At 65.5% G+C, this 17,920-nt stretch carries 16 protein-coding genes; 8 read left to right on the forward strand and 8 right to left on the reverse strand.

Annotation, left to right across the window (positions count from 1 at the left end):
• The 3 genes from UNPA324_RS16310 to cobS all read right to left on the reverse strand — a co-directional run.
• The coding region (locus tag UNPA324_RS16310) for an esterase-like activity of phytase family protein (RefSeq protein ID WP_141938892.1) at positions 1 to 1,001 on the reverse strand (1,001 nt) is incomplete at its 3' end.
• On the reverse strand, positions 998 to 2,902 hold the full coding sequence (gene cobT / locus UNPA324_RS16315) for a cobaltochelatase subunit CobT (protein WP_128919134.1): 1,905 nt from the start codon (positions 2,900 to 2,902) through the stop codon (positions 998 to 1,000). The genes cobT and UNPA324_RS16310, both read right to left, overlap by 4 nt.
• 186 nt (positions 2,903 to 3,088) lie before the next feature.
• Positions 3,089 to 4,087: a cobaltochelatase subunit CobS gene (gene cobS / locus UNPA324_RS16320; protein ID WP_128919133.1), complete on the reverse strand. Its 999-nt coding sequence runs from the start codon at positions 4,085 to 4,087 to the stop codon at positions 3,089 to 3,091.
• A gap of 293 nt (positions 4,088 to 4,380) precedes the next feature.
• Between cobS and UNPA324_RS16325 the strand changes: the two genes are divergently transcribed.
• Complete coding sequence (locus UNPA324_RS16325; protein ID WP_141935138.1) at positions 4,381 to 5,040, forward strand: DedA family protein; 660 nt, start codon at positions 4,381 to 4,383, stop codon at positions 5,038 to 5,040.
• 174 nt (positions 5,041 to 5,214) lie between these two features.
• On the opposite strand, the gene UNPA324_RS16330 is transcribed toward UNPA324_RS16325, so the two are convergent.
• The gene (locus UNPA324_RS16330) at positions 5,215 to 6,426 is read right to left on the reverse strand and encodes a citrate/2-methylcitrate synthase (RefSeq protein ID WP_141935139.1); all 1,212 of its coding nucleotides are present in this window, start codon (positions 6,424 to 6,426) and stop codon (positions 5,215 to 5,217) included.
• A gap of 78 nt (positions 6,427 to 6,504) precedes the next feature.
• Between UNPA324_RS16330 and UNPA324_RS16335 the strand changes: the two genes are divergently transcribed.
• Positions 6,505 to 7,599, forward strand: a complete 1,095-nt coding sequence (locus UNPA324_RS16335; RefSeq protein WP_128919129.1) for a citrate synthase/methylcitrate synthase — start codon at positions 6,505 to 6,507, stop codon at positions 7,597 to 7,599.
• A gap of 195 nt (positions 7,600 to 7,794) precedes the next feature.
• Positions 7,795 to 8,829, forward strand: coding sequence for a sensor histidine kinase (locus UNPA324_RS16340; protein ID WP_128919128.1), 1,035 nt, complete (start codon positions 7,795 to 7,797; stop codon positions 8,827 to 8,829).
• A 2-nt stretch (positions 8,830 to 8,831) separates the two neighbouring features.
• Here the strand turns inward: UNPA324_RS16340 and UNPA324_RS16345 are convergent, their stop codons facing one another.
• Positions 8,832 to 9,464 (reverse strand): J domain-containing protein, encoded by a 633-nt coding sequence (locus UNPA324_RS16345; protein ID WP_128919127.1) that lies wholly within the window; start codon positions 9,462 to 9,464, stop codon positions 8,832 to 8,834.
• A gap of 107 nt (positions 9,465 to 9,571) precedes the next feature.
• Between UNPA324_RS16345 and UNPA324_RS16350 the strand changes: the two genes are divergently transcribed.
• Positions 9,572 to 9,841 (forward strand): BolA family protein, encoded by a 270-nt coding sequence (locus UNPA324_RS16350; protein ID WP_128919126.1) that lies wholly within the window; start codon positions 9,572 to 9,574, stop codon positions 9,839 to 9,841.
• Positions 9,842 to 10,006: 165 nt separating this feature from the next.
• On the opposite strand, the gene UNPA324_RS16355 is transcribed toward UNPA324_RS16350, so the two are convergent.
• The 3 genes from UNPA324_RS16355 to UNPA324_RS16365 form a co-directional block, all read right to left on the reverse strand.
• Positions 10,007 to 11,311, reverse strand: a complete 1,305-nt coding sequence (locus UNPA324_RS16355; protein WP_128919125.1) for an HlyC/CorC family transporter — start codon at positions 11,309 to 11,311, stop codon at positions 10,007 to 10,009.
• Positions 11,312 to 11,399: 88 nt separating this feature from the next.
• Positions 11,400 to 12,548 (reverse strand): 3-dehydroquinate synthase, encoded by a 1,149-nt coding sequence (aroB, locus tag UNPA324_RS16360; RefSeq protein ID WP_141935140.1) that lies wholly within the window; start codon positions 12,546 to 12,548, stop codon positions 11,400 to 11,402.
• The gene (locus UNPA324_RS16365) at positions 12,545 to 13,168 is read right to left on the reverse strand and encodes a shikimate kinase (protein ID WP_141935141.1); all 624 of its coding nucleotides are present in this window, start codon (positions 13,166 to 13,168) and stop codon (positions 12,545 to 12,547) included. Before UNPA324_RS16365 ends, aroB begins: the two co-directional genes overlap by 4 nt.
• A 172-nt stretch (positions 13,169 to 13,340) precedes the next feature.
• Here UNPA324_RS16365 and UNPA324_RS16370 point away from each other — a divergent pair, with 172 nt between their 5' ends.
• The 4 genes from UNPA324_RS16370 (at position 13,341) to UNPA324_RS16385 (ending at position 17,774) form a co-directional block, all read left to right on the forward strand.
• Complete coding sequence (locus UNPA324_RS16370) at positions 13,341 to 13,487, forward strand: hypothetical protein (RefSeq protein ID WP_014439243.1); 147 nt, start codon at positions 13,341 to 13,343, stop codon at positions 13,485 to 13,487.
• Positions 13,488 to 13,504: 17 nt separating this feature from the next.
• Entirely contained in the window at positions 13,505 to 14,461 is a 957-nt protein-coding gene (gene xerD, locus UNPA324_RS16375; protein WP_141935142.1) for a site-specific tyrosine recombinase XerD, read from the forward strand.
• Positions 14,462 to 14,779: 318 nt separating this feature from the next.
• Positions 14,780 to 15,742, forward strand: coding sequence for an acetyl-CoA carboxylase carboxyltransferase subunit alpha (locus UNPA324_RS16380; RefSeq protein WP_128919121.1), 963 nt, complete (start codon positions 14,780 to 14,782; stop codon positions 15,740 to 15,742).
• A 529-nt stretch (positions 15,743 to 16,271) separates the two neighbouring features.
• Positions 16,272 to 17,774: a L,D-transpeptidase family protein gene (locus UNPA324_RS16385; RefSeq protein WP_181769414.1), complete on the forward strand. Its 1,503-nt coding sequence runs from the start codon at positions 16,272 to 16,274 to the stop codon at positions 17,772 to 17,774.
• Positions 17,775 to 17,920 lie beyond the last annotated feature (146 nt).

The following is a 17,920-nucleotide window of genomic DNA, read 5'->3' on the forward strand; positions in this document are numbered from 1 at the left end:
TCGCCCTCGGGCGTGACGTGGGCGTCGATGCCTTCCATGTTGTCGATCTCGTGGCCGAGATCGGCGACGAACAGCGCGGGGCCGTCGACCAGCGCGCCGGGTGCGACCGACTTCAGCGGGATCGACCGGATGCGGATGTTGACGCCGGTGAACCAGGAGAATTTGCGCTCGAGGATCAAGAGCTCCCCGGACGGCAGCAGCACGGCGTCGCTGATGTCGTATTTCTCGGTGCGGCGCACGCTGAACTGGCCGGGCGTGGGGCCGCCGATCAGGAAGGCTGTGAGATTGCCGTCCGCGTCGAGCCCGCGCTCGGAAAAGGCGATCAGGGTGCCCGCGAGCGGCTGGGCCTTCTGCGTGTCCCTGGGCACGACGACCAGCGCCTCCAGCCCCTTGTTGGAGGGCAGTCTGCGCACGCCCGCCGGCACCGGCACCACTTCGCCGCGGGCGCGTGTGCCGCCCTTGGAAAAATCATAGCGCAGGATCTGGTTGACGCGTTCGAGCCCGACATAGACGATATTGCCGTCGCGCGCGATCGATTCCGAATCCCACCACAGCCGCTTTTCCGTGATCGGCCGGCCCTCGGCGCCGAGCAGCGGCGCGGCCTCGACGTCGTCGAGTCCAACCATCTTGCCATTGGCGTAGCGGATGGTCCCGGTGAACCAGCCGCCCTGGTCGGAGACCGCGAGGAAGCGCTCGCCCTTGGCGTCCACCCGGATGGCGGACAATCCGCCGAAGCCACGATAGGGCGAGGTCAGCACCAGGCCGCTGCGATAGTCGAGCGAGCCGAAGCGCGTGCGCGCGCGGTCACGCGGCTCGAAATGGGGAATGGCGCGCGCATTGACCTCGATGCTGACGGGCCCTGTGACGGCACGCTCGACTTGAAGCGCGCGCGGCGGCGGCTCGCTCGCGGCTTGCGCCAGCGCGATGCGGGAGGCTGCGAAAGTGGAGAATCCCGCCGCTGCAAAGCCGAGAATGCTGCGGCGGGATTGATGCGTGCTCACGAATGCAATTTGCGTCGCGGGCGAGCGGGTGCTTGCGTGGGCGCCGTGTTGGTCTCGCTGAACAGCTCGGCGAGCTTCTCGGTGATGGCGCCGCCGAGCTCTTCGGCGTCCACGATCGTCACCGCGCGGCGGTAATAGCGCGTCACGTCATGGCCGATGCCGATCGCGATCAGCTCGACCGGCGAGCGGGTCTCGATCTCCTCGATGATGTGGCGCAGGTGCCGCTCGAGATAATTGCCGGGATTGACCGACAGCGTGGAATCGTCGACCGGCGCGCCGTCCGAGATCATCATCAGGATCTTGCGCTGCTCGGGCCGACCGAGCAGACGCTTGTGCGCCCAGTCCAGCGCCTCGCCGTCGATGTTCTCCTTCAGCAGCCCCTCGCGCATCATCAGGCCGAGATTCTTTCGCGCACGACGCCAGGGGGCATCCGCCGACTTGTAGATGATGTGGCGGAGATCGTTGAGGCGGCCCGGATTGGCCGGCTTGCCGGCGGCAAGCCACGCCTCGCGCGATTGGCCGCCCTTCCAGGCGCGCGTGGTGAAGCCGAGGATCTCGACCTTGACGCCGCACCGCTCCAGCGTGCGCGCCAGGATGTCGGCGCAGGTCGCGGCGACCGTGATGGGCCGGCCGCGCATCGAGCCGGAATTGTCGAGCAGCAGCGTCACCACGGTGTCGCGGAACGTCGCCTCCTTCTCGTGCATGAAGGACAGCGGGTGATAGGGATCGGTGACGACGCGCGACAGGCGCGCAGGGTCCAGGATGCCCTCTTCGAGATCGAACTCCCAGGCCCGGTTCTGCTGCGCCATCAGGCGGCGCTGCAGGCGGTTGGCGAGGCGGGCGACGATGCCTTGCAGATGCGCGAGCTGCTTGTCGAGATAGGCGCGCAGGCGTTCCAGCTCGTCATGGTCGCAGAGGTCTTCGGCAGCGATGATCTCGTCGAATTTCGGCGCGAAGGCGTGATATTCCGGCCCGCGCGGCTCGTTCTTGCCATGCTGGTTCGGACGGGTCGCTTCGCCCGGCGTCTCGTCGTCGCCGAGCTCGCCGTCGTCGAAGGTGTCGGAGGTCGAGGCCTGCGCGCTTTCCATCGCGCTCTCGCTCATCTCTTCCGATGAAGCCTGCGCCTGGTCGGCGCTCATCTCCTGCGCGGCGTCGGAATCGGGCGACCCCTCGGCGCCGGACTGGTCGTTGTCGCCGTCCTGGTTCTCGTCGTTATCGTCATCGTCCTCGCTGTCGGCGTTGCGCTCGTCGCCGAGCTCGAGCGCGGTCAAGAGGTCGTGCACGGCATCGCCGAACCGGGTCTGGTCCTCGACCAGGCCATCGAGGCGGTCGAGCCGCTTGCCGATCTTGTCTTCGAGAATCGGACGCCAGAGGTCGACCATCTTCTTCGCAGCCGTCGGCGGCGCCATGCCGGTCAGGCGCTCGCGCACCAGCATCGCCAGCGCGTCCGCCAGCGGCGCATCGGCGCGGTCGGTGATCTCGTCGAACTTGCCGCGGTGGAAATGGTCGTCGAGCATCGCGGTGAGGTTCTTCGCAACGCCCGCCATGCGGCGCGCGCCGATCGCCTCGACCCGCGCCTGCTCCACCGCCTCGAACACCCCGCGCGCCTGCGGATTGCCCGGCATCAGCTTGCGATGCAGCTTGGCATCATGACAGGCGAGCTTGAGCGCGATGGAATCGGCGTGGCCGCGCACGATCGCCGCATCGCGCTTGGTCATTTTTCGCGCGGGCTCGGGCAAGCGGGCTTTGCCGGGCGCGAGGCCCGGCCGCTCGGCCGCGAAGGAGACGTCAAGCTCCGGCGTCTTGGCGATCGCCTTCAGGCAGGAGGCGACCGAGCGCTTGAACGGCTCGGTCGGCGCTTCCTTGTTGCTGCGGAATTTGGAGTTGGAGGTGGTGCTCATCTCGATCTCACCGTCGTCCCCGCGAACGCGGGGACCCATAGCCACAGGGAGCAGTTAGTGAGCACACTGATGGCCCGATCTTCGCAAAACCACGGCCTGTGGTTATGGGTCCCGGATCTGCACTTCGCTCTCGACAACGCCTCGCGTTGCCAAGAGCTGCGCTTGTCCGGGACGACATCCCACACCTCAGCTGAGCGCCACGTTGACCGCCGATTCCGGCAGCTCCGCGTTGAAGCAGCGCTGGTAGAACTCGGCGACCAGGGGACGCTCGAGCTCGTCGCACTTGTTGAGGAAGGTGACGCGGAAGGCGAAGCCGATATCGCCGAAGATGTCGGCGTTTTCCGCCCAGGTGATCACCGTGCGCGGGCTCATCACCGTCGACAGGTCGCCGTTGGCGAAGGCGTTGCGGGTGAGATCGGCAAGGCGCACCATCTTGTTGACGATGTCGCGGCCTTCGCTGGTGCGATAGTGCTTGGCCTTGGCCAGCACGATCTCCACTTCCTCGTCATGGCTGAGATAGTTCAGCGTGGTGACGATCGACCAGCGGTCCATCTGGCCCTGGTTGATCTGCTGGGTGCCGTGATAGAGGCCCGATGTGTCGCCGAGGCCGACCGTATTCGCCGTGGCGAACAGGCGGAACGCCGGATGCGGCTTGATCACCTTGTTCTGGTCCAAGAGCGTCAGGCGTCCGGAGACTTCGAGCACGCGCTGGATCACGAACATCACGTCCGGGCGGCCGGCGTCGTATTCGTCGAACACCAGCGCGACGTTGTGCTGCAGCGCCCAGGGCAGGATGCCGTCGCGGAATTCGGTGACCTGCTTGCCGTCACGGACCACGATGGAGTCCTTGCCGACGAGGTCGATACGGCTGATGTGGCTGTCGAGGTTGACGCGTACGCAGGGCCAGTTCAGGCGTGCCGCGACCTGCTCGATATGGGTGGATTTGCCGGTGCCGTGATAGCCGGTCACCATCACGCGGCGATTGCGGGCGAAGCCGGCGAGAATGGCGAGCGTGGTGGCGCGGTCGAAGCGGTAGTCGGAATCGACTTCGGGCACGTGAGGATCGACTTCGGAATAGGCGGGGACTTCGAGATCGCTGTCGATCCCGAACACCTGGCGCACCGACACCTTCATGTCGGGCAGACCGGAAACTTCCTCAACTTTGGACAGGGCGGCGGTCGTCATCAATCCTCCGAGGTCCCGGGCGGTCCCGAAACCGGTTATTCGCACGTTGGCTGCGGCTGGGTGCTGAAACTCAACCTATCAGAGACAAGTGGCTGGCAGAAGCCCGCCCTCCGATCAAAGTTCCGTTGTCTTTTCATTTAGATAGGCAAGGAACGCAGTTTTTGGAGGGCTGCCTTGCGAATCACGCCCAAATTCGGGCGGATCACGCCCGTTCCGTGCGAATGGCACTTTGGCCGTATGCAGTTACTTATGTAGGGTCCAAAGCCCCCGTGCTCCAGCCCGCCAGAGACGATGTGACGTCCTTTCTCGATCCCCTCATATCCTTCGTTTCGGCGCATCCGTGGCTGGCCTATCTGACCCTGTTCCTGGCAGCGCTGCTTGAGGCCGTCCCGGTGGTGGGATCGGTGATTCCCGGCTCGACCATCATCCTGGCGCTCAGCGCGCTGATTCCGGGCGGCGAGCTGATGCTGCCGTGGGTGCTGCTCGCCGCCGCCGCGGGTGCCTTGCTGGGCGACGGCTCGGCTTATTGGATCGGACACCGGCAGCAGCGCGAGATCCTCAACACCTGGCCGCTGACCAATTATCCGCGCGTGGTCGCCGAGAGCGAGAGCTTCTTCCACCGCTTCGGCACCTGGGCCGTGTTCTTCGCCCGCTTCGTGCCGCCGATCCGCGCCTTCGTGCCGGTGACAGCGGGCGCGCTGGGAATGGCGCCCGCAAAATTCTACGCGGTGAACATCCCGGCGATCCTGGTCTGGGCCCCCGCCCATGTGCTGCCGGGCGTGCTGGCGGTGTCGGCCTTGCACGAATATGCCGGGCTGCATCATCACGGCCATGTCGGCAAGCACATCTGGATCTTGACGGTGGTTGGGGTCGCGATCGTGCTGGGGGTGACGGTGTGGATCTATCGCCGGCGGCAGAACGGCGTCATCGCAACGACCAAGCCACGGGGTTAGGCTGCCGCCACACCAAAGGCGTCGTCCCTGCGAACGCAGGGACCCATACCGCGTGATCTACCAATTGCGACCGGCGGGAGTACCGAACAACCAGTCGTCGCCAAACTGCTCCCTGGGGTTATGGGTCCCGCGTTCGCAGGGACGACAGCGGAATAACACGGCCTAGCAGAGATCCTAACCGGCCCGCCTTCCCGGCGCCGGCCCCACATACCTGGCCCTTGGCCGGATCAACTTCCCGAACTGCAATTGCTCGCTGGCATGGGCGATCCAGCCGACGCTGCGGGCCATCGCGAACAAGGCGAGCTCGCTGCCCGCAGGCAGGCGCAGCGCGTGCACGAGGACGGCGAGGGCATAGTCGATGTTGACGAATTCGCCGGTGGCTTCCGCGATGCGCTCGGGCACTTCGCGGGTGAATTTCCGCGGCGCGCCGGCGCGCGAGAGCGCGTTGAGCAGGGATTGCGCGCGGGGATCGCCGCGCTTGTAGACGCCGTGGCCGAAGCCGGCAAAGCGCTCGCCGAGCGCGACGCGCTCGCGCACAACAGGGGCGACGTCACGGTCGATCAATGTCTTCACGAGCTGCGAGGCCAGCACGCCGGCGCCGCCATGCTTCGGGCCCTTCAGTGCGGCAAGGCCGGCGATGACGGCGTCGTACAGGTTGAGACCGGTCGAGGCCGCGCAGCGCGCGGTGAAAGTCGAGGCGTTCAATTCGTGATCGGCGAGCAGCACCAGCGCGCGGCGGATCAGGTCGGGTGCGTGCTGGTTGTCCGCGGCCCAGGCCGCCGCGATCTGTTGATGCAACGGTGAGGGCGACGGCTCGGCATTGAGCATGGTCGCAACCAGCAGACGGACGATGCGGCCACCGACCATGGCGCGGCCGTCGGGCGCCCGGGTGAAGGCGCGGGGATCGGCGCTGGCGGCGAGCGCGAGCACGGCGATGGCGCGGTCGATCGGCGCCGCCCGGCGTGCGACTTGCGCGATCGCGCGCATCTCCTCGGAGAACTCAGGCTGGTTATCGGGGCCGAAAGGATCGACGTCGGAGACATCCCAGAGCAGCGTCGCCGTGTGCTCCAGCGTGTCGTTCTCGGAAAGATCGACGCAATTGACGCCGCGATAGATCGCGCCCTCTTCCGTGATGGTCGAGATCTCCGTGTCCATGACCGGCAGGTCGGCGTCGAAGCTGCGCAAGCCCCGCGGCTCCGGCGACGGCACCCGGCGCTCTTTCAGCGCCCGGACGTCCTCGGCCCGGTAGCGGTTCTTCCGCGAGTCCGGCGTCGGCTCGGAGCGGATCAGGCCGCGGCTGACATAGGCGTAGAGCGTGGCCGGCGAGATCGCGAGCTCGGCCGCGGCCTCTCGGGCGGACAAATAGAGCCCATCAGAATTTTTCATATTGATTGATATAATCAAGATTGATCAATGCGTCGAGAGGCCCGACCTTATGTTCTCCCTGAACAGGAGATTTGGGCCATGAACATCCACCTCACCAAGAGCCAGATCGGGCTAGACGGCGTTCCCGCGGCCGAGACCGTGCTGAGCCATGTCGATGGCGAGCGCGGCGAGCTGATCATTGCCGGGGAACATGTCGGCCGGCTGGCGAGCCAGTCGAGCTTCGAGGGCGTCACCGCCCGGCTCTGGAACGGCGCCAGCAAGACGACCTTGAGCGAAGCCAACGTGCGGGCGAGCCTGGGCGCGGGGCGCGAGCGCGCCTTCGCGCGCCTGCCGGACCTCTTGCCGGCGACACGCGGCATGGGGGTCATCGACGGGTTTCGTGCGGCCGTCGCCGGACTTCGCGCCGAACACGGCCTCGAGCATGAAGCCACGATCGTCGGCGCGTTTCCGGTGATTGCGGGCGCGCTGGTGCGCCGCGCCAAGGGGCTCGAGCCGGTCGCGCCCGATCCAACGCTGAGTCACGCCGCAGACACGCTGCGCATGTTGCACGGACGCGCGCCCGCCGCGCGCGAAGTCACCGCGCTCGACGCCTATCTCGTCACCGCCAGCGACCACGGCATGAATGCCTCGACCTTCACCGCGCGGGTGGTGGCCTCGACACAAGCCGATCTGTTCGCCGCGGTGACCGCAGGCTATTGCGCGCTCACGGGTCCGCTGCATGGCGGCGCGCCGGAGCCGGTGCTGGAAATGTTGGACGCGATCGGCTCGCGCGAGCGCATCCAGCCATGGGTCGACGCTGCGCTCGCGCGTGGCGAACGTATGATGGGTTTCGGCCACCGCGTCTATCGCGTGCGCGATCCACGCGCAGACGTGCTCAAGACCGCGGTCGAGGCACTGGCGTCGAACGGCGCCGACCTGCCCTTCGCCGGCGAGGTCGAGGCCTATATCCGCAGCGCACTGCGCAAGAAGAATCCGGAGCGGCCGCTGGAGACCAATGTGGAGTTCTTCACCGCGATCCTGCTCGACGCGCTCGCTATTCCACGCCAGGCCTTCACACCGATCTTCGCGGTGGCGCGCAGCGCAGGCTGGACCGCGCATGCGCGCGAGCAGCAGCGCACCGGACGGCTGATCCGGCCGAGTTCATCCTACGTCGGACCAATGCCGAAAGATTGAAGCCGCCTGGACGGACCGGTGGGTCGGCGTCAAGCGCCGACCCATCGGCAACTGCGCCACAGCCTGGAGATCAATTGCGGGTCTCGGCGTGATGCCCTTCGTTCTTCAAAAACCCCATCGAAGAGATTCCAGGCATCACTTGGGAACATACGTGGGCCGGGCGGATTAGCTGATCTGGCCCCGTAGAGGAATGCAATGCTGGACTTGTTTGGACATTCGGACGAGGCCAGGATCGGCGAGATCGCCAGGCAGGCAATGAGCAGGAGTGCTGCCGGGACGGATTCTGAAAGGCGATTCCGGGACTTGCTCGAGGCACTGCCCACCGCGATCTACACGACCGACGCAAAGGGCCGCATCACCTTCTTCAATCAGGCCTGCATCGATTTTGCCGGACGCACGCCCGAGATCGGCGAGATGTGGTGCGTGACCTGGAAGCTTTTTCTCCCCGACGGCACTCCGCTTCTCCACGATGAGTGTCCGATGGCCGTCGCGCTCAAGCAGAACCGCCCCGTGCGCGATGTCGAGGCCGTTGCCGAACGGCCGGACGGCTCCCGGATCTGTTTCGTGCCATATCCGACACCGCTGCGCGACGAGCACGGCCGACTGGTTGGCGCGGTGAACATGCTGGTCGACATCACGGCACGCAAGCAGGCGGAGCAGCGGATGATGCTCCTCGCCTACGAGGTCGATCATCGTTCGAACAATCTGCTCGCCGTGACCCAGGCGATGTTGCGGCTGACGAAGGCCGAGACCGCGGCAGAATTCCAGGCCGCGTTTCAGGGTCGGCTAAGCGCGCTGGCGAACGTGCAGAGGCTGTTCTCGGCATCGCGCTGGACCGGCGCGAGTCTGAAGACCATCGTCGAAGAGGAACTCCGGCCATACGGAAGCGGAGACGGCGAACGCATCCGCATCGCTGGAGAGGACATCCGCCTGCCGGCAACGCTCGCCCAATCGATCGCAGTCGCCGTGCACGAGCTTGCGACCAACGCCGCCAAATACGGAGCACTGTCGACGCCCTCGGGCAGGCTGGAGATCCGCTGGGAGACGGGAGGCGCAGAGCCTCTCGTGCTGCGCTGGTCGGAGCACGGCGGTCCGGAGGTCAAGGAGCCGACGCGCAAAGGCTTCGGGATCGGCGCCGTCGACGGGATCATCCGGACCTTGCAGGGACGGATTACCCGGCAGTGGAGGCCGGAAGGACTGGTTTGCGAATTGTCCTTCCCGGAGGCGTAGCCTTAGGCCTCGCGCACCACCGTCTTCAGATAATTATACGCCTTGATGATCTCGATCAGGCGGTCTTCGGTGGAGCGGTCGCCGCCATTGGCGTCGGGGTGATGCTGCTTCACCAGCGCCTTGTACTTGGTCTTGACGTCGGCCAGCGTGGCGCTGGGGCCGAGGCCCATGACCTGGAGCGCCTTGCGCTCGGCGTTCATCACCTTGCGCGTCTCGGCCTGGGGCGCGGCTTCGGGGCCCTTGCGCCAGCTGGCGCGGCCGTTGATCTCGGAGAACATGCTGAACGGATCGGACGCCATATCGATCTCGGCTTCCGCACCCTTCTTGCCGCCATTGGCGCCCATCTTCCAGGTCGGGCGGTGACCGGTCAGCGCATCCTTCTGGTAGCGCGCGACGGCGTCGGCGTTCATGCCGGAGAAGAAATTGTAGTTCTGGTTGTACTCGCGCACATGGTTCAGGCAGAAGTGCCAGTACTCGCGCTGGTTCTCACGGCCCTTCGGGGCGCGATGCGCGCCCTTGTTCTGGCATCCGGCCCACTCGCAGCCGACGGCGGCGTCGCGCGGCTTCACTTCCGGCTGCTTGCCCCGCGGCTTGACCCGGATGGAGTCGAAGAATTTTGATGAATCGATCGGCATGGCTGACTTTGACTACGCAATGCAAAAACCTTCAAGTCTTGACATTGCAATTAGCTGCGAACCCGGCAATTAACGGGGCGTGATCTCTGCACCCGAATGGCACACACATGGCTATGCGCGACACTATCAGCAACAAGTTGCAGGAAGCTTTCACCCCGGAAAACCTGCAAGTCGTGGACGAGTCACATTTGCATGAGGGCCACGCCGGCCATCGGCCCGGCGGTGAGACACACTTCCGCGTCTATATCGTGTCTGATGCCTTCAAAGGGAAGAGCCGGGTCGAGCGCCACCGCATGATAAATTCGGCGCTGACCGCGGAACTCGCTGGCCGCGTCCACGCACTGGCGATCCAGGCAAAGGCGCCGGGGGAAGGGTAACTTCGCCTCAGCCTCCCGCGGAGGCTTCGCACGTAAACACACGAGGTCGTCATGCCCGGGCTTGTCCCGGCCATCCACGTTCTTGGTGCGACCGGAAAGACGTGGATGGCCGGGTCAAGCCCGGCCATGACGATGTGGAAGCCTCAGAGCCTCCAAACTGCCCCATTAAAACGACGTCCCCGCCCGTCTCGGCTTGGCCTCTTCCAGCTCCGCCTCGCGCGGCACCGGCGAAATACGGAGCGCGGTGATGCGGTTGCGTTCGCGGCGGAGAACGCGGAAACGGAAGCCGTGGAAGGTGAAGCTCTGGCCGCGGTCGGGGATCGAGCGCGCCTCGTGAATGACGAGGCCGGCGACCGTCGTTGCCTCTTCATCGGGCAGATGCCAGTCCATGGCGCGGTTGAGGTCGCGGATCGGCACCGAGCCGTCGACCACGACCGAGCCATCCGGCTGGGCGCGCACGCCGGCGACCACGACGTCGTGCTCGTCGGAGATGTCGCCGACGATCTCTTCCAGAATGTCTTCCAGCGTCACCAGGCCTTCGACTTCGCCGTACTCGTCGACAACAAGCGCGAAATGGGTTTTTCGCCGGCGGAAGGCCTTGAGCTGCTCGGACACGGGCCGCATCTCCGGCACGAACCAGGGCGGCAGCGCGATCGTGGAGACGTCGATGCGCGAGGTATCGCCGTCGGACGCGCGGATCGCGCGCAAGAGATCCTTGGCGTGGAGCACGCCGATGATGTTCTCCGGCTTCTCACGCCACAGCGGGATGCGGGTGTATTCGGTCGCCAGCACCTCGCGCACCAGCTCTTCCGGGGGCAGGTCGGCGTTGATCATCATCATCTCGGTGCGATGGATCATGACGTCGGAGACCTGGAGCTCGCGCAAGTCCAGGAGACCGCCGAGCATGTCGCGATCCTGCTTTTCGAACTTGCCCTCGTGATGCAAGAGATCGACCGCGCCGCGCAGACGCTCGGTCGGCGACAGGATCGCCTGGTGCTCGCCGGCGAGGCCGAACAGGCGCAGCAATAGGCGCACGATGACTTCGACGATGCGCAGCAACGGACCCAGCACGTACATGGTGAGCCGCATCGGGCGCGCGACCGCGAGCGCGACACGATCGGGCGCGTTGATCGCGATGGTCTTGGGCAGCACTTCCGCGAAGATCACGACCAGCGCGGTCATCACGCCGGTGGCATAGAGCACGCCGACATCGCCGAACCAGGCCGTGAAAATGGCGGTCGCGATCGCCGAGGAGCCGATATTGGCGATGTTGTTGCCGAGCAGCAGCGCCCCGATCAGGCGCTCGCGCATGTCGAGCAGGTCCGAGACGACGTCGGCGTCGCGATTACCCTGCTTGGAGAGGCGGAGCATGCTAGCGCGCGAGGCGCCGGTCAGCGCCGTTTCGCTGGCGGCGAAGAACGCCGAAACCAGCAGGCAGAGGACGACGATGGTGAATCCGAGCCAGTCCATGCACCACTCAAGTTTCTTTTGACGCGTTTTCCTGACGCGAACCGGTATCCACTTCGCTCAAAACGCTTTGGCAATCATCAGCCGCGCATCAAGCCTTCTGCGCAAGCTTCTCCTTGAGGAAGTCGCGCACCGGGACCGGATCGACATCCCTAGCGATCACCGCGCGCCCGACGGCTTCCAGCAGGATGAAGGTGAGCTTGCCGCGCTTGACCTTCTTGTCCTGCGCCATCAGAGCCATCAGCGCGTCGGCATCGGCAAGCCCTTCCTGCGCGAAGCCGGCGATATCCTGCAGGCGGGTCGGCAGGCCGGCTTCAATCAGATGCCGCTCGATGCGTGCGGCATCTGATTCTCCGATCATGCCGAGCTTTGCCGAGAACTGCGCCGCAAGCGTCATGCCGATCGCGACGCCCTCGCCATGGAACAAGCGGTCGGAAAAGCCGGTCGCCGCTTCCAGCGCGTGGCCAAAGGTGTGGCCGAGATTGAGCAGCGCGCGCTCGCCGGTCTCGCGCTCGTCGCGTGACACCACGCCTGCCTTGGCGCGGCAGGAAGTCGCGATCGCGTGCTCGCGCGCCGCGCCGCCCTTGACGATGTCCGAATGGTTCTTTTCCAGCCAGGAGAAGAAGGCCTCGTCGCCGAGCACGCCATATTTGGCGACCTCGGCATAGCCGGCGCGAAACTGGCGCGGCGACAGCGTGTCGAGCACGGCGGTGTCGGCGATGACCAGCACCGGCTGGTGGAAGGCGCCGAGCAAATTCTTGCCCTGCGGCGAGTTGATGCCGGTCTTGCCGCCGACAGATGAATCGACCTGGGCCAGCAGCGAGGTCGGCACCTGCACGAAATCGACGCCGCGGCGCAGGATCGAAGCGGCAAAGCCGGCGAGATCGCCGACCACGCCGCCGCCGAGCGCGATGACGAGATCGTTGCGCTCGATCTTGGCGGCGATCAGGGCTTCGCTGACCTTTTCCAGGCCGGCATAAGTCTTGGAGATCTCGCCTTCCTCGACCACGATGTGCGAGGTCGGGATGCCGCTCGCCGCGAGCGAAGCCTCAGTCGGCTCGAGCCAGTGCTTTGCCACGTTGCGATCCGTCACGATCGCTGTGCGCACGCCGGGACGCAAACGCGCCACGCGCTCGCCGAGCGAGCCGAGCACGCCGCGGCCGATGACGATGTCGTAGGCGCGATTCTCCAGCGCGACCTCGACATTGATGGGATCGGAATGTTTCAACGGCGCAGTCATCTTAACGCACTCGCAACGTCGGCAGATGGTGGAGCGGCCCGGTCGCCGCAAAGATGGGCGCGCAGCGCCTCGATGCATTCCTCGACGATTCTGTCGTGCGGCACGTCGCGCGAGGCGATGGTGAGGTCGGCATGGCCATAGACCGGCTCGCGCTCGGTGAGCAGGCGCGTCACCGTCCCTTCCGGATCGGCGGTCCGCAGCAGCGGACGGTCGGCGCGACGGCGCACGCGGCGCATGATGACGTCGTGGTCGGCCTTGAGCCAGATCGACACCGCCTTTGCCGCGATGCGCGCGCGCGTCTCCTCGCGCATGAAGGCGCCGCCGCCGGTCGCCAGCACCATCGGGCCGCTGTCGAGCAGCCGCGCGATCACCCGCGCCTCGCCGTCACGGAAATACGGCTCGCCGTGGCGCTCGAAGATCTCCAGAATACTCATCTGGGCCGAGGTCTCGATCTCGGTGTCGGCATCGACGAAGGGCAACTTGAGCCTGAGAGCCATGCGACGGCCGATGGTGGATTTGCCCACCCCCATCATACCGACGAGCACGATCGAGCGTGTCCCGAGCGCCGACAGGATGTCGGCTTCGGGCGAAGCTGGTATCGGCAACGCGGCGTCGGACATGTCTCGCTCGATTGGATCTCGCTCGATCTGCCGCCCAAGGCGGCACGCTTTGGCCACCTATACGACCCCGGAAGGGGCCTCGCCAGAGGACTCTTGCCACGAAACGGCGAACATGTTGGATGATTTCATTGATTAATTTGCCCGTCTGGACCTTCTCCCGAGACCTTGCCCGATGCCCAGCCTGTTCCGCTTCCTGACGGTCGTCGCCGTGATCGCCGGCATCGTCTATGGCGTGGTCTTCGCACTGGCCAATTTCGTCAGTCCCAAGTCGCGGGAAATGACGGTGACGATCCCGCCTGACAAATTTCTCAAGAAATAGGAGCTAGGCTTCAGGGCATGCGCAACCCGCCCTCCGACGCCAAGCTCACCGGCCTGTTCCTCGACATGCTCGCGGCGGAACAGGGCGCCGGGCCCAATACGCTCGACGCCTATCGCCGCGACCTCACTGATTTCTCGGAGTTTCTGGGCCGCTCCGGCCACAGTTTTGCGGACGCCGAGACGCAAACGCTGCGCGACTATCTCGCCGATCTCGACAGCCGCGGCTTCAAATCCACCAGCGTCGCGCGGCGGCTGTCGGCGATGCGGCATCTCTATCGCTTCCTGCTGAATGAGCGCATCCGCAGCGAGGATCCCGCCGCGATCCTGTCCGGCCCCAAGCGCGGCCGCGGCCTGCCGAAAGTGCTGTCGATCGCCGACGTCGACCGCATGCTGCGCCGTGCCAAGGAATTGAGCGAGGCGGACGATGCCTCGCCCGCGAAGCGGCTGCGCTCTTTAAGGCTCTATTGCCTGCTCGAAGTGCTCTACGCCACCGGCTTGCGCGTCTCCGAGCTGGTGGCGCTGCCGCGCTCGGCGGCAAAGCGCGATGCCCGCATGATCGTGGTGCGCGGCAAGGGCAACAAGGAACGCCTGGTGCCGCTGAACGAGGCCTCGCGGCAGGCGATGGCGGATTATCTCGCAGCGACCGAAGCTGCCAAGGCCGACAAGAAGAGCAGCGTGGCCGCCTCGAAATGGCTGTTCCCCTCGTTCGGCGAGAGCGGACATCTGACGCGGCAGCACTTCGCCCGCGACCTCAAGGAGCTCGCAGTCGCCTCGGGCCTGCAGGCCCGGCTGGTTTCCCCGCACGTGCTGCGCCACGCCTTTGCCAGCCACCTCCTGCACAATGGTGCCGATTTGCGCATCGTGCAGACCCTGCTCGGCCATACCGATATTTCCACGACCCAGATCTACACCCATGTGGTCGAGGAGCGGCTGAAGAGCCTGGTGCGCGACCTGCACCCGCTGGCGGAGAAGTAATTGTCGTCCCTGCGAAAGCAGGGACCCATACCGCGCGATCTATCTGTGGCAGCCGCCGCGAGTACCGCGGAAGTCCTTTCACCGCCAGTCTTCGCCTAACTGCTCCCTGTGGTTATGGGTCCCTGCGTCCGCGGGGACCGACGGCGCAGGCCGAAACCGCCTTGACTTCGGCCACATCTCCGCAGAAAGAGCCGTGGCCTTCCGCATGATTTGGCTCCCTGCCAGGAGCGCACAAGCCAAACCATTGAAGACGCTACACTTCCTTCCGCGGCCCCGACCTCGCTTCGCTCTCAAGCCCCGTCCCCCTATATTGAGTTGATGCAAGACCAGATGCGCAGCTATCTCGACTTTGAAAAGCCCGTCGCCGAGCTCGACTCCAAGGTCGACGAGCTCAGGACGCTCGCGGCCTCCGGCACGGATATCTCTGACGAGATCGGACGGATCGAGGACAAGGCGGCGCAGGCGCTGGCCGACCTCTATCAGAACCTGTCACCGTGGCAGAAGATGCTGGTGGCGCGGCATCCGCAGCGGCCGCACTTCAACGACTTCATCAAGGGCCTGATCACCGAATTCACCCCGCTCGCCGGCGACCGCAAGTTCGGCGAGGACGAGGCGCTGGTCGCCGGCTTCGGCCGCTTCCGCGGCGAGCCGATCTGCGTGATGGGCCAGGAGAAGGGCGATTCCACCGAGAGCCGGATCCGGCACAATTTCGGCATGGCGCGGCCCGAAGGCTATCGCAAATGCGTGCGGCTGATGGAAATGGCCGAGCGGTTCGGCCTGCCGGTGCTGTCGCTGGCCGATTCCGCCGGCGCCTATCCCGGCATCGGCGCCGAGGAGCGCGGCCAGGCCGAAGCCATCGCCCGCTCGACCGACGCCTGCCTTGCGCTGACCGTGCCCAACGTTGCGATCATTACCGGCGAGGGCATGTCGGGCGGCGCTATCGCGATCACCACCGCCAACAAGGTGCTGATGCTGGAGCACGCGATCTATAGCGTGATCTCGCCGGAAGCTGCCTCCTCGATCCTCTGGCGCGACGGCACCAAGGCGCAGGAAGCGGCCAACAACATGAAGATCACCGCCCAGGACATGCTCCGCTTCGGGGTGATCGACCAGATCCTGAAAGAGCCGGTCGGCGGCGCCCACCGCGACCCCGCCGCGATGATCGCCACCACGGGCGAGGCCATCGCAACAGCCTTCGACGAGCTGCGGGGCCTGGACGGCGACGCCATCCGCAAGCAGCGGCGGCAGAAATTCCTCGATATCGGCCGGAAACTGGGCTGATTCGGGCGGATTTTGGTCTCGTAGGGTGGGTTAGACGGCGTCTGCGCGAAGCGCAGGCGCCGGCGTAACCCACCACTTTTGCCCCGCGGACGCCAACAATGGTGGATTACGCCTTCGGCTAATCCACCCTACGAGATCTCCCAGGTGGGCCTCCGCTAACCCCGCATTAACCCTTTTTTTGCCCAAATCGGCGATCTCTGTCCCCATGGGCCCAAAAGGCCCAAGTTCCGTCCCAAGTTCCGTCCAAAGTCGCGTCCATTCAGTCTTCGTTGACCATGCCGATGGGCCAACGGCCTCGTGATCCCCGCTCGGGTTGCGACCACATGACCCAGAGGTTAGAATTTTAATCAATGGCTTCAGGGCATAAGCGCTGGGGCGTGAGCTGAAAAAACCCGTCACGACGGGTCCGGTTGTCCGGTCGGATCATGCGCCAAACGAATTGGGGTTCGCGCTATCTGCCCGGCACGGTGTGGGGTCCATCTTGATTTCTCGTTCGCTTGCTCGCGCGCTCTTGGCTTCGGTTGCGCTGATGACGGCCAGCGTTCTGCTGGCCGGCTGCGACACCGACCAGGTCTCGCTCGCGACCAACGCCAAGGCCAATCAGCCGGTGCCGCCGAAGCTACTCGCCGCGATGGCCGAGAAGGATATGGATCTGCAATCGCCGATCCTGGTCCGCCTGTTCAAGCAGGAGGCGGAGCTCGAGGTCTGGAAGCAAACCCGCTCGGGCCAGTTCGCGCTGCTCAAGACCTATCCGATCTGCCGCTGGTCGGGCGACCTCGGACCGAAGGTGCGCGAAGGCGACCGCCAGGCGCCGGAGGGATTCTACTCGATCAACCCGGGCCAGATGAATCCGCAGTCGGCCTATTACCTGTCGTTCAACACCGGCTACCCGAACGCGTTCGACAAGGCGCTGGGCCGCACCGGCTCGCAGCTGATGGTGCATGGCGACTGTTCCTCCCGCGGCTGCTACGCGATGACCGACGAGCAGATCGCGGAGATCTATTCCTTGGGCCGCGAATCCTTCTTCGGCGGCCAGAAGGCGTTCCAGCTGCAGGCCTATCCGTTCAAGATGACACCGGTGAACATGGCCAAGCACCGGAACAATCCGAACATGCCGTTCTGGAAGATGATCAAGGAAGGCTATGATCATTTCGAGGTGACGCGGCAGGAGCCGAAGGTCGATTTCTGCGAGAAGAAGTACGTCTTCGACGCGGCCAAGCCCGCGGATGCCAAGCGCGATCCGGTGTTCGACGCCTCGGCAAAATGCCCGGCCTATGTGATTCCCGAGGACGTCGTCGCCGCCGTGCGGGGGAAGCAAGCCAAGGACGAGGCGGAATACGCCAAGCTGGTCGCCAAGGGCACGCCGGTGGCGCGCATGAACACCGGCATCGACGGCGGCATGAACAAGATCTTCGCCGCGAAGATTCCGGAAGGCTCGACCGGCCTGTCCGAGGGTGCCGAAGGCACCACACTGCAGATGCTGGCGATGGCCAAGGCGCCCGGCACGATCCCGGGCCACGTCAATCCGCCGAAGCCGAATCTCGATGCGGTGGCGTCCGCGCCTGCGCCGCAGGAAGAGCCTGTGGTCGCCGTGCCCGCGGCTAGCACCCGCGTCGCGTCGGCCCAGCCTGCCGAAAAGTCCAGCGGGTTCTTCTCGAGTCTCGGCCGCAAGATGGGCATGGGCACCGCCGACACCACGGCGACCACACCGCCGCCGCAAGCCACGGCGTCCGTCGCTCCGGCCGCCACGACCCCGACACCCACGACCGCGGCGTCGAGGCTGAAAGCCGCCGTGACCCGGTTCGTGCCGGGGCACGACAAGTCCAAGGATACGGCGAAGGATGCGCCGAAGCCGGCCGTTGCTGCCGCCAAGCCCGCCGAGCCGGCAAAGCCCGACACACGCCTCGCCGCAACGCGGCCGGGGCTGAAGCCGTTGGTGTCGGATGGTGCCGCTGACAGCGGCCAGATGGCGGGTGCGGCGCCGGTGGTGTCGTCGAACTCGTTCGACAGCCGCTTTGGGGCGATGAAGTAGGAGCGGCGCCCGGCTTCCGGAGTAAGCCAAGCATAACAGCGTGATTGCCCTTCCTCGCAGATGGGCTCGCCGCTGCACTAGCAAGCCCAACCTTGCCGAGCGGGATGCCAGAAATCGCGACAAGAGCGCGACAAAAGCCGTCAAAC

The organism is Bradyrhizobium sp. UNPA324, assembly GCF_006658635.1.
Classification (GTDB): domain Bacteria; phylum Pseudomonadota; class Alphaproteobacteria; order Rhizobiales; family Xanthobacteraceae; genus Bradyrhizobium; species Bradyrhizobium nanningense.

What these genes read in the sequence shown, in the direction of transcription:
- UNPA324_RS16370 (WP_014439243.1), top strand. Translation starts at nt 13,341, where the DNA reads ATGCCCAGCCTGTTCCGCTTCCTGACGGTCGTCGCCGTGATCGCCGGC.
- UNPA324_RS16340 (WP_128919128.1), top strand. Translation starts at nt 7,795, where the DNA reads ATGCTGGACTTGTTTGGACATTCGGACGAGGCCAGGATCGGCGAGATC.
- UNPA324_RS16365 (WP_141935141.1), bottom strand. Translation starts at nt 13,168, where the DNA reads ATGTCCGACGCCGCGTTGCCGATACCAGCTTCGCCCGAAGCCGACATC.
- aroB (WP_141935140.1), bottom strand. Translation starts at nt 12,548, where the DNA reads ATGACTGCGCCGTTGAAACATTCCGATCCCATCAATGTCGAGGTCGCG.
- UNPA324_RS16380 (WP_128919121.1), top strand. Translation starts at nt 14,780, where the DNA reads ATGCAAGACCAGATGCGCAGCTATCTCGACTTTGAAAAGCCCGTCGCC.
- cobS (WP_128919133.1), bottom strand. Translation starts at nt 4,087, where the DNA reads ATGACGACCGCCGCCCTGTCCAAAGTTGAGGAAGTTTCCGGTCTGCCC.
- UNPA324_RS16335 (WP_128919129.1), top strand. Translation starts at nt 6,505, where the DNA reads ATGAACATCCACCTCACCAAGAGCCAGATCGGGCTAGACGGCGTTCCC.
- UNPA324_RS16355 (WP_128919125.1), bottom strand. Translation starts at nt 11,311, where the DNA reads ATGGACTGGCTCGGATTCACCATCGTCGTCCTCTGCCTGCTGGTTTCG.
- UNPA324_RS16330 (WP_141935139.1), bottom strand. Translation starts at nt 6,426, where the DNA reads ATGAAAAATTCTGATGGGCTCTATTTGTCCGCCCGAGAGGCCGCGGCC.
- UNPA324_RS16345 (WP_128919127.1), bottom strand. Translation starts at nt 9,464, where the DNA reads ATGCCGATCGATTCATCAAAATTCTTCGACTCCATCCGGGTCAAGCCG.
- xerD (WP_141935142.1), top strand. Translation starts at nt 13,505, where the DNA reads ATGCGCAACCCGCCCTCCGACGCCAAGCTCACCGGCCTGTTCCTCGAC.
- cobT (WP_128919134.1), bottom strand. Translation starts at nt 2,902, where the DNA reads ATGAGCACCACCTCCAACTCCAAATTCCGCAGCAACAAGGAAGCGCCG.
- UNPA324_RS16350 (WP_128919126.1), top strand. Translation starts at nt 9,572, where the DNA reads ATGGCTATGCGCGACACTATCAGCAACAAGTTGCAGGAAGCTTTCACC.
- UNPA324_RS16385 (WP_181769414.1), top strand. Translation starts at nt 16,272, where the DNA reads ATGACGGCCAGCGTTCTGCTGGCCGGCTGCGACACCGACCAGGTCTCG.